This is a genomic window from Proteus sp. G2673, assembly GCF_009915125.1.
GTDB classification, from domain to species: domain Bacteria; phylum Pseudomonadota; class Gammaproteobacteria; order Enterobacterales; family Enterobacteriaceae; genus Proteus; species Proteus penneri.
On sequence record NZ_JAABLT010000024.1, the window covers coordinates 155409 to 167574 of the forward strand.

General features: G+C 35.9%; 6 protein-coding genes. 1 reads left to right on the plus strand and 5 read right to left on the minus strand.

Annotation, left to right across the window (positions count from 1 at the left end; genetic code table 11):
* Nucleotides 1–111: 111 nt before the first annotated feature.
* The 3 genes from GWI59_RS15760 to GWI59_RS15770 all read right to left on the minus strand — a co-directional run bounded on the left by GWI59_RS15760 (nucleotide 112) and on the right by GWI59_RS15770 (nucleotide 9415).
* Entirely contained in the window at nucleotides 112–7191 is a 7080-nt protein-coding gene (locus tag GWI59_RS15760) for an Ig-like domain-containing protein (protein ID WP_161725079.1), read from the minus strand.
* 208 nt (nucleotides 7192–7399) lie between these two features.
* A complete protein-coding gene (dkgA, locus tag GWI59_RS15765; protein ID WP_109399322.1) occupies nucleotides 7400–8230 on the minus strand; it encodes a 2,5-didehydrogluconate reductase DkgA in 831 nt (276 codons plus the stop codon).
* A gap of 27 nt (nucleotides 8231–8257) precedes the next feature.
* Nucleotides 8258–9415 carry an iron-containing alcohol dehydrogenase gene (locus tag GWI59_RS15770; RefSeq protein ID WP_109399321.1) on the minus strand — a complete coding sequence of 386 codons (1158 nt, stop codon included), beginning with the start codon at nucleotides 9413–9415 and terminating at the stop codon, nucleotides 8258–8260.
* 186 nt (nucleotides 9416–9601) lie between these two features.
* On the opposite strand from GWI59_RS15770, the gene GWI59_RS15775 reads away from it, so the two are divergent.
* Nucleotides 9602–9772: a hypothetical protein gene (locus tag GWI59_RS15775; RefSeq protein ID WP_006535198.1), complete on the plus strand. Its 171-nt coding sequence runs from the start codon at nucleotides 9602–9604 to the stop codon at nucleotides 9770–9772.
* A gap of 240 nt (nucleotides 9773–10012) precedes the next feature.
* Here the strand turns inward: GWI59_RS15775 and GWI59_RS15780 are convergent, their stop codons facing one another.
* Entirely contained in the window at nucleotides 10013–10681 is a 669-nt protein-coding gene (locus tag GWI59_RS15780; RefSeq protein ID WP_006535197.1) for a DedA family protein, read from the minus strand.
* A gap of 124 nt (nucleotides 10682–10805) precedes the next feature.
* Complete coding sequence (gene metC / locus GWI59_RS15785; RefSeq protein WP_109847898.1) at nucleotides 10806–11996, minus strand: cystathionine beta-lyase; 1191 nt, start codon at nucleotides 11994–11996, stop codon at nucleotides 10806–10808.
* Nucleotides 11997–12166: the final 170 nt, after the last annotated feature.

A 12166-nucleotide genomic window follows, 5' to 3' on the forward strand; every position in this document is an offset into this window, starting at 1 on the left:
GAAACTCGTATTCGGGATTTTTTCTATTACTATTCAAAATAAAGAAAATTACATGGAAAAAAACCACATTATTTTTAAATAATGTGGTTTTAAATTTAATTTATTTGTTTATCAATAGGCGCCATTAAAGCCATTCCAGTTGAAGTTCTTTGTTACTTCTTGTTTATTTCCATATACATCTATGGTTAGTTTAAATACACCATGACCTGAGTCTTTAAACCTACATTCTTTATCAATAGCATATTGTGATGATGTTGTCTTAAATTCATAAATACTCCCCGAGTTTTTATCCAAGGCAAAAGAATCTGGATAAACTACATTTTGATTAATTACTCCTTGTGATAGGTTCGATGGATTTAACGTTATATTATCTATTTTCGCAGTTAACTTGATTGGATAAAGTAAATTTTTAGTATCACCCTTAAATTCTATTCTAGGTATTACCGTAAAGTGTGTGGTGCTTGTTCCCCACTGGTCTTGGCAAGATGATGCTGAACTACCACTATCTGTATATAAAAATTGAGAATTAAGACTAATTGAAATTAAATTTTCAGCCGTTTGTGCGGAAATTGATTTAACGGCAATGTTATATTCTTTAGGATAAGGTTTATCATTTAAATCAAACGTGATCACTTTTAATTTCAAATTTTGTGGCTTATTTATGTAAGGTTCAGTTGGAGAGATAATAACAGGATCAGTTATATTGTTTTTAGGGCTATAATTTTGTCTTTCCTCTCGTTGGAGCAAATTATTCTTATCATCATACAGTTCAAAGTTAATAGCATGAGGTGTTTCTATTGAGCTCCAATTAACAGTAAAGCTATTATCTGAGATGTAAATAGGTTGCCAAGATAAATTGTTAGCATTTGAGGCAATCGTCTCTCTACCGGCAGACTGAAATTTTACTGAATCAATCGTAATATAAGGTGCAGGTTTTACCATAATATTATAACTATTATGGTTATCATGATAATAAGCATCATCTTTAATTGATAATGTGAGTGTGGCTCTTCCTACACTTAAGTGGGTGATCGCACCTTCCGGAGTGACTTCTACAACACTTGGATTACTACTACTCCAAATGGCATTAATATTAGTAGGCAGTGGAGGAGTCGGTGCCTGAGCTGTCAATACGCCACTTGACAACGCATCAACAATTAATGTTTCATCTGAATTTTTAAAATGATAATTTATTGTGCCTTTATCTTGCGTGTAATTAATGATTGTACTTGATGACTTAAATTGTTCTGTTGCTTGAGATAATACGGTAATGCTTGTATCGCCTGGTTTTATTGGTGTAATTTTTCCTTGTTCATCGACTGCTATTATAGCTTGTTTGTAATTGACAAATTGTTTAGGTGGTGGGTTATTTGTGGCATCTTTATTGGTATATAAAAGCACCACTTGTTGCGGAATATTATCATTCCAAATTGAGTTTAATTGAGATTCTTTGGCGACTAGTCCGACATCCGCTTTCTCAATCACCAAAGGATAACTACTTTGAGCAGGTTGATATTGATTATTACCTGATGTTTGTAGTGTGATAATAGCAGTACCTGCTTTTTTCATTGAAATGCTACCGGTAGCCGTATTAATAGAGGCAATAGCCGGATCGGAGCTAGACCACATCACGTCAATATTATTAGGCAATCCTGTATAACCTAGTGCGCTGATTGGTGCAGAAGCGTAGGTTTCTTGCTGGATTTGTTTGTCAAAAATAATATTAGGTTTTGGGATAGTGACTTTTATGGTTAATGGTTTTGCAATGGTTAATCCTTCCGCTTCAGCAGTTAAGATAATATCTGTTTTAACATTTGAAGTAAGATTGGTTTGATATTTACCATTTCCTAATGAATTTAGTGGGTTATCACTAAAATTAGGCTTACCACTGACTGTTTTTATCGAAACTGTTTTACCATCAATCGTATTATCGTATTTATCTATTAAATTTACAGCGAGTAGGGCGCTATCTTTATCATCTCCTCCTATTGATTGACGGCTACTCGTAAAGGTTGATTTATTGACATCGATATTAGTTGGATTTACGGTTACATCCTGAATTTGCTTATGATTATTTAAATCAAGATAAGCACTCATTTTCAATATACCCGCAACCGTGCTGGTGACTTTTGTTCTTGCGATACCATTTGTATCTGTATAGGTACTAAAGTCATAGTCATCAGCTAAACCTTGTAACTTCCATGACACAATAACGTTAGGCAATATATTGTCATTAGCATCCACTATAGTTGCTTGATAATTAACCCCTTTATCTCCAGCAATCATACTTGTTCTATCGACATTGACAGATTTGATTTGCCAGGTTGTTGCATCGGCATGAAGCTGTAAAGTTTTTTGTTTTTTGAAATCAACACCGTTAACTTTAACACTTAATTGTGCCGTACCTGATTTAGTCCCCGTTGCTTCAATTTCATAATGACCCGGAGAGACTTGTTTGGCTGGGCTAAACTGAATCGTTGGGTTATTAGCGATCCCTTCAACTTGCTGATCTGGCAGAATATTACCGCCTTTATCTTTAATTGTTAAAGTGAGTAATGCTTTATCTGTGCCATTGGCGATGATTGTTGCCGGTATTAAGTTGATTTCTGAACTGTTTTCATCAACATCATCTGCCACAAAATTGACATCAGGGGCAGAATAACTACCTGAAATTAATACGGCGTTAACTTTAGCAATACCCGCAGGATTACGTGTTAATTTAACGTCAGCAATACCTTTGCTGTCTGTAAATGTCAGTGGTTTAGCAAGTAAACTATCTTTATCCGTTGTCCATGTCACACTAACGCCACTGTTAACAGGATTATTATTTTTATCACTGATATAAGCGTGGTAAATGATAGTATCGCCTGCATTAGGTTGTGTATTACTTATCACAAATTTGTCAACTTTGGCTGTCTGGTTGTTAGGCATAACAGTTAATTGCGCTGTTTGTGTGAGTGTGACCGAATTAACTTTAGCACTGATCGTTGTTTGACCTGCTTTTAATGCACTAACTTGAGCTTGATAAACCCCAGTTGAGATTTCATTAAATGCTGTTGTGGTTGCGGTTAAATCAGTACTGTAGTTAACGCTGATGTTGTTCTCTAGCCCTGTTAATAAATTATCGTATTTATCTTTTAACGTTAACGTGATTTGAGAATGCCCCGTTTCAGAAATAATCGTGTTAGGGATAAGCGATAATTGAGATTTATCAGCAGAAATCACATCAGTATTAAAGTTAATCAGATGGTCTGCATCGAGAGATTGTTGGCTATCAAGCATCGCTGTAACTTGCGCAATACCTGCTTGCGTACTACTTAAGGTAATTTCTGCAATCCCATTTTTATCGGTTTTACTGATAGGTAATGAAAGTTTGCCTAGAGAAGTTAACCAACCCACAGCAACGCCTTCCATATTTGAATTACCTTGTTTATCAACAATTTTTGCACGGATAACAACTTTATCTTTCCCATTTGCGGTGACATCAAAAGGCGCGATAACATTAACCTCATTAATTATGGCATTTTGCTTATCAGCGATAAAACCAAGAGGTTGCGTTAAATTAAAGGTATTACTTGCATTCGTATATTGGGCACGAATAAGACTAATACCTTCTTGTTTACCGCTGATGGTTGTCTGATAAATGCCAGTATTGATTTCTTTGAGTGCACTAAATTTTATTGTGTTGTTGTCACCAGAGAGAGTAATAAATTTATTTTGTTTCGGAACTGGATTACCAAATTTATCTTTTAAGTTTATTGTGCCGGTAGCAAGTGATTGGCCATTGGCAATAATAGATTGAGGTTCAATCAAAAATGTACTTTGTGATGTATTAACTTGACCGGCAATAAAACGAAGATTTGTTGTAGCGCTTTGGCTATTTTCCAGAGTTGCTGTAACAGTTGTCGGTTGTGCTTCAGTTCCTTTTATTACAATTTGTACATTCCCATTGTCATCTGTTTTGACCATATTCTTACTCAACACATTATGGGTTGAAGACCAGAATACGGATTGTTTTATTAATGGATTATTTTCAGCATCCGTAACATGTGCCATTAAGGTAATTGTATCGTGATTATCTGCGATCGCTTCTGTTTTGTTATTTACAGCTGTTAAGACAATATTGGCACTATTCGGGTCGGCAATAGCGGTGAGTGTCAATTGTGCTTTTTCTTTATTTGAAAGCGTGGCAATAATCTCTGTTGCACCTGCTTTTTTGGTTTGAATTTTATTGGTTGTTTGGCCTTGATTATCGGTCACACTCTTTTGTTTATCGAGTGTGGTAGAGGCACTAGATTGCCATTCAACAGTGACGTTTGGTAATGTATTACCAAATTTATCTTTCACCACGGCGGTGAGTATTGCTTGTTCTTTATTGTCTGCAATTAATTCAGTTTTATTCGTGGTTAAAGTGATTAAACCTTGTTTGTTATTCGCAATAAAAGTAATCGGTAATGCATCAAGTGATTCATTACCAATACGGGCTGTGACAATAACATCAAAGGCTTGAGTACTGGTTACTGTCGTTTGAGCAACACCTTGGTTATCTGTTGTTGAAACTTCATTAATAGGAACAATCTGTTGGTCCCGATTAGTAGACCAAATTATTTTCGCATTCGGTAAGATGTTGTGATTTTTATCTTCAACAACGGCGGTAAATGTTACTGCTGTTTTGCCATCTGCAATATAGGGGGCTGCCGATGGTGTCACTGAAATAATTCTACCGTTGGATTGATCGGCAATAAATTGCGTTGTCTTTTTCGTGTCTATTTTATTAACCCGTGCTATTACAGTGACTGTGCCTGCTATTTGACTGGTCATAGTTGTTGATGCATTACCTTGACTGTCCGTCAGTAACTCAGTTTTTTTAAGCTGAGCTTGATTATCAGCAGATAATTGAATTTTGGCATTGGGAACAGGGTTGTTATTTTTATCTATGATATTGAAAGCAATTAACTTTTCATCGGTTCCATTGGCAAATGAACTATTTGGGTTAATAGTGAAAGTGTTTATTTTTGCTGAATTAATATCGGCAATGAAATCAACATTAGTTGAATAGGTAATGTTTTTAACACTCGCATTAATTATGCTTTTACCAATATGTGTATTGGTGATTGGAACAATGATTTTACCTTCAGCATCAGTATTTGCTTGCCCAATAATTGTTGCGCCATTATCCGCAGTAAAAGAGACTGGATAGTTAGGAATTCTATTGGCATTAATATCAGTTACAATAGCTTGAATTTTATTTTGGCTTTTACCATCAGCAGGTGCGTGGTTTTTAATCACGGTTAATCCACCTTTAGCAATAATGGCAGAATGTGGATCAGCAATAAAAGTCACTTGTGCCTGATTAAAGGTGTTATCTCTAAATTTGGGCGTTAATGTCACTGTTTCAGGCGTACTTCCTGCGGTGATTGTAACTTGATATTTCCCTGCATCAATTCTACTGAAATGTGAAACTTGGCTATTGCCAGCTGGATTATCAGACTGAATATTTAATGAAAGTTCTTTTAGATTGATATCAATGGGAAGTTTATCGTTATCGAGGATTGATAAGATCAGATTTTGTGCAGAATGATTGTCGGCAGGTAGTTGCGTTGTTTTTGGTGTAAATTGGCTATTTTGTGTATTAATCGCAGATTGATCAACCGTGACTTGACTCTGTACTGGATCAGAACGATTACCTTGTTCATCAATAGCAACAGCGCTTATTGTGTAGCTATTTGTTTCTGCTGAACCAGCGATATGACGAGGAAGAATGATTGAGTAACTAAGATTGTTATTATGATTAATCTTACCTCCATTGGCAATTAAGCGGCTCGCAGACCATTCAATTTGTTTAACGGGATATTTAGAGTGCACTTGCACACCTAAATCTTTTTCTTCTTTTGCGTAACCATTAATTGTCGGTGCAATAGAGAGGAATACTAAGGTTTTCTTTTTATATTCAAGAACAATGTCGTTGTTTCTATTTACAAAATCATAGCGATTCCCAGACATTAAACGTGTTGCTCTAACATTATCTGGATTAAGTTGTGAAGAGAGTGATTCCCCAAGTCGATATTGGATATTTATATCAAATTTATTATCACTATTATCGTTTAAACCAAAACGACGTTCAGCACCGAAGGTAATTAAAGGCACTGGTGTATAAGTAAGTCCAGCTGTATAAGCGTGGGGGTTTTCTTGGCGATTATCTTTGCCAAATAACCCGACTTCTTTACCGTAATATTGTTCAAAAATAAGTTTTGCACCTAGTTGTGGATAAGCAGGCAGGTAGCCTTCTGTACGAATATCCCAACCATTAGCTGGACGCTCGTTATAATCCATAACATCGTCAGAAGTACGCCAGTTAGATAGACGGTGGTAATGATTTACACTTAATTTAAAATAGTCTCGCCATACTTCAGCACCCACACCGAAACGGCTGTGATATCGACTTAAATCGTAGTCATAAAAAGCATTAAGACCAACCATAAATTTATCAGTAAAATGTCGATAACCAATGCCTTGGTTTAATTGGCTACGAGAATCTTTACGATGATAACTGGTTTGAGAGAAAACTAAGTTCTTCTCGCTATCATAGAGTGGAATAAGAAGATCAGCAGAGCTTCCTTCCAAGGTGAATTTTTTATCTGTTGAAAGTGAGACTTGAGCATGACCAAATTGATTTAACCATTGTTCTATTTGTTGATTGGCTTTACTTGAAATTCGGCTTATTGCATATTGCGTCGCATCGGTATCTTTATTTAATAAAGATGAATTATCGACAATAATTTGAGCTAGTTCTTGCTCGTTAGTCGAAGGGATAGGAATATCTTGATTGTTATTATTTAACCATTTTTTTGTCAATAAAGATTCGTTGGGTATATTAAGTGTTATACCTGCCTTTATTTTTAATTTGCCGACTAAAGAGACATAATCAGGATTAGCCTCAATAAGTTTAAATAGTTTTATATTAAATTGCTTGGCGATAGATTCTGGTGTATCACCTGCTTTAACTTGATAGGTTTCCTGTTTTTTTAATAAATTAATAGCTTGTTTTTCTTGGTTATTTCCATTAGCAAACACATTTGCTGGCAGCGTTGCAGAGATAGGAAAAGCCAGTTGAATAAAGATATTAAACCAAGCAACTTTCTTTGTGATAGAAGAAAGCTGAGGGGTTAGTCCACTTTTAAATTTTGTCATTTTAAACTCACCAAAATAAATAATGATGAGATTCTCTTATTTATAGATGTTTTAGATATCAGAAAGTGAACGTGAATTAATTAATTTAGGTATATGTAAAAAATTGAGGTCAAAAAATAAAATGGAAGTAAAAAGAAGGCTGAATATTTTTTTATAGAAAAGCCAATAGAAAATCTATTCTATTGGCTTTTTAATTAAGGAACAAAAATTAGATATCGACAAAGAGATCAGGATCAGGACCTAAACGTTTTTTCTGTTCAAGAACGGTAATTTCAGCTACTTCTTCTTTTTCTAATTTAAAATCAAAAATATGGAAGTTTTCTTCAATACGAGAAGGCGTAACTGATTTTGGAATAACCACAAGTCCACTGTCTAAATGCCAGCGTAAAACAATTTGCGCTGGGGTTTTATGGTATTTTTTAGCCAGTTTTTGAATAATGGGCTGATCAAAGACACCTTCACCACCTTGTGCTAATGGGCTCCAAGATTCAGTCACAATATTATGAGTAGTATTCCAAGCTCTTAATGGTGCTTGCTGCATTAATGGATGAATTTCAATCTGATTAATAACAGGAGTGACACCGGTTTCTGTAATGATGCGTTCCAGATGTTCTTCTTTAAAATTACAGACACCAATGCTTTTTACTAATCCTTCTTTTTGCAGAACAATCATTTGTTTCCAAGCTTCGACATAAAGTTCTCGTGAAGGAGCCGGCCAATGCATTAAATAGAGATCAATATAATCAAGTTGCAAACGCTGGAGACTTTCTAATAAAGCACCACGGGCATGAGACTGATCGTTATTCCATAATTTTGTTGTGATAAAAAGTTCATCACGAGGAACGGTGATCTGTTTTAACGCTTTACCTACACCTTCCTCATTGTGATAAATCGCTGCTGTATCAAAAAGACGATAGCCTGTATCAAGTGCGTGATGAATAGCTTTAACAACTTGATGATTATCTGCTTTCCACACACCAAGACCAAGTTGTGGGATGGTATTTCCATCAGATAATTTGATCAGTTTAGGTTTATCCATTTTTACCTCCAGAGTCGCATAAAGTACTTAGAGTGCCGCTGTATAAATACGTTGACTGACTTCTAATGTGATATCTTGATGCTCACCGAGTGCAACTTGTCCATGCTCTTCCAATTTTCGCACTAATGCGGGAATATCTTCTTCACCGATTTTGAAATCAGCCAGTCGAGTTCTAAGTCCCATTAATTCAAAGAATTTTCGAGTTTCATTAATCGCAGTTTCAATTTTAAAAGCGTCAGAACCTTGGTTTATGCCCCAAACTTTTTGTGCATATTGAATTAATTTGCCGTATTTAGCTTGGCGTTTTTCATTTAATAATGCAGGTAAAACAATAGCGAGGGTTTGCGCATGATCGAGTCCGTGTAAAGCCGTGAGTTCGTGACCTAATGCATGAGTTGCCCAATCTTGAGGAACACCCACACCAAGAATACCATTTAGCGCTTGTGATGCCGTCCACATTATATTAGCACGAATATCATAGTCTGTAGGTGATGTCAGTGCTTTTGGTCCTTGATCAATCAAAATACGTAAAAGGCCTTCGGCATACTCATCTTGTACACGAGCATTCACTGGATAAGTGAGATATTGCTCTAAGATATGAATAAAAGCATCAACAACACCGTTGGCTGTTTGTCTTGGTGGTAAAGAATAAGTAGTTGTTGGATCTAAAATAGCACAATGAGGGTAAATATGAGGACTGGCAAAGCTTTGTTTATCCATTGTCTGTTTTCTGCTGATAACAGAGAAACTGTTGGTTTCAGTACCTGTTGCAGGAAGTGTTAATACACAACTTAAAGGTATCGCTTTCTCAATGACTTTACCGCGACTTGTTACAATTTCCCATGGCTCGCCTTTATAAGGGATAGCGGCTGCAATAAATTTTGTACCATCAATAACGGAACCACCACCGACGGCTAATAAATGCGTGATCCCGTGGTATCTGGCGTAAGAAACGGCTTTCATTAGTGTTTCATAGGAAGGATTCGGCTCAATACCACCAAATTCATGAATTTGATGGCCAGGAAGTGCAGTATAAATTTGGTCTAATACGCCATTGCGTTTAATACTACCACCACCATAAGTTAATAAGATACGCTCATTTTTGTCTATTTCAGAACGTAATTTTTCTATTTGGCCTTGACCAAAATGGAGGCGAGTCGGTGAGTAATAAGTAAAGTTTTGCATTTTGTATCCACCTTAATTTATTGTTCTGAATATACAGTTATGACAAATCATCAGGAAAAAGTGTTTTACTGTATCTAGATAAAATAACATGACACCAATATAACTATAAGGTTATGGAAATGAGAATGGAATGGCTTTTCTTATGACCATAACGGTTCATATTGTTGTTAATTTATAAGGAGTAATATGGAAAGTCATTATTTAACATTAAACCAAGAACACTGGGATAAACAAGCCGCAATGGAAAATCAGTGGTCTAAACCTGTTAGTGATGACGATATTATTGCGGCTAAAAAAGGTCACTGGAAAGCCCATTTAACGCCGAATCCCGTTGCTTTTATTGCAAGATTTTGTTGAAGGCTTCGCGCCTTATGCACGTTTTTTGGTTGATAATTATATTCCTACTTTTCTCGCATCAAAAGCGATAAAGCTTTAACGATAAACAGATTACGATAAAAAATGATGGTGATAAATATAAACGGATTTTTACTAATATATTAATAAGTAGGAGATAAGATAATGAACAACTGAACTTTGCAAGTGCTAGATGATTAAAAAACGCCATTATGATGTTTAAAATAATGGCGTTTTTTTGAATTACTTATTACTGGTGCTATTTTTACGATGGCGAATATACATTACGATAGAGCCAATTAAACCTGCGCTTAAGAGCAATACAGGCAATGTCATCAAAATATTCATCACTAATGTTTCATGCTTTTGAATAAAGGGAATTAAATTCAACACATAACCTAGTGACACAATAATACCTACCCATAGAAAGCCACTTAACCAGTTAAATATTTGAAAGCGACGTTGTTGTAATTCGGATAATCCCGCTAACGTGGGTAATAATGTTCGAACAAAACCAATAAAACGGCCAATCAATAAAGCATATAAGCCTTGACGATGGAAAAGATCATTCGCTTTATGGTGATATTGCTCAGGTAGTTGTGCCATCCAGCGTTTAACTACTTTTGTGTCACTGAGCCATCGGCCTTGTAAAAAGCCTAACCAACTCCCAAAACTGGCAGCTGTACCTAATACGATGATGGTTGGAAAGAAATGTAAAACATCTTTCGCAATAAGTGCACCACATAGAATAAGCAGTGTATCTCCAGGTAGAAATGCTGCGGGTAAAACCCCATTTTCCAGCATAATAATAACAAAAAGAACAATATAGATAACCCACAACACATTAGGATTAGCCAGCACCATATAATCATGTTGCATTAATGCGTGAATTATCTCTTTTAATGTTTCCATTAGCGAACTCGCATTAAAAAAGACTTTATGTTCGCTATTCTAACGCAAAATAAAGACAACAGTTTGATTTAATCCCTGTGGAGCCACAGGGATAGATTTTTTTTAATAAAAAATTCATTCTTTATTAAGAAATACGTAAAAATGCGGATTCGAGATCTGCAATCAGATCGTCTACATTTTCTAATCCAATATGAACACGGAATAATGTGCCTGTAAATTCGGGTTGTGTTTCGTACTGGCGCATAGCTTTAATATCATTAGGTTGATAACCCAAAATTAAAGATTCGAACCCACCCCATGAAAATGCCATTTTAAATAATGAGAAATTATCTAAGAAAAGAGCAAATTCTTCAGCAGTTAGGATTTTCTTTAAACTAAAAGAAAATAACCCGTTACTGCCTGAAAAATCACGTTGAAAATATTCATGACCTAGGCAAGAAGATAAGGCAGGGTGATAAACACTATCGACTAAAGGATGTTGTTTTAGCCAACGAGCGACTTCCAATGCACTTTGTTCATGCTGTTTCATTCTCACGGGTAATGTTCTGAGGCCTCTTGCTGTCATATACGCAGTATCAGGATCGACACATTGTCCTAATAAATAGGCATTTTCGCGTAATTGTGCCCAGCAACGTTCATTGGCAACAGCAAAACCTAACATGCCATCAGAGTGACCAATAATGTATTTTGTTGCTGATTGAATAGAAATATCAACACCAAGCATTAATGGTTTAAGTAATATTCCCGACGCCCAAGTGTTATCAATCATAATAATGATTTCAGGGTTATATTGGCGAACTGAATTGACTATTCCTTGTAGGTCTTGAATTTCCATCGTGATTGATCCTGGCGATTCAAGAAAAACGATTTTTGTTTCAGGGCGTAGTAATTGGCTGATCGCATTGCCGACTAAAGGATCAAAATAAGTCGTTGTGACTGAGAATTTACGTAAGATCTGATCACAAAAGTTTTGTGTGGGATCGTAAGCCGAACCCGTGACAAGAATATGATCACCTTGTTCAATAAACGCGAGTATAGATTGTGTGATTGCTGCAGCACCAGAAGGAAATAATGCGCATCCTGCACCTTGTTCTAATTCCGTGAGTGCTTCTTGTAAAGCAAAGTGTGTGGTTGTGCCTCTACGACCATAAAAAAGTGCGCCTTCAGCACGTTTTTTTGTTGCATCTCGTTTTTGCGCAACGGAATCAAAAATAACGGATGATGTTCGTTGTATAATTGGATTTACTGCGCCTTGAGAATATTTTTTAGCTCGACCAGAAAGGAGGAGTGAGGTTTCTTGTTGTTTTAGCGTCATCCTTAATACCTTCTTTTAAGTGATGGTGTGTTACCTCAAGTTAATTCATTTTTTGGATAAGTACAAAAGAGTTGCTGGGTAGTTGATAAAATTTCACGTTACGTGAAAGAACGATAATTTGTCTTAAAAATGGACAGATGGAAAAAAAATCGCCAAATAGTAATGATAAT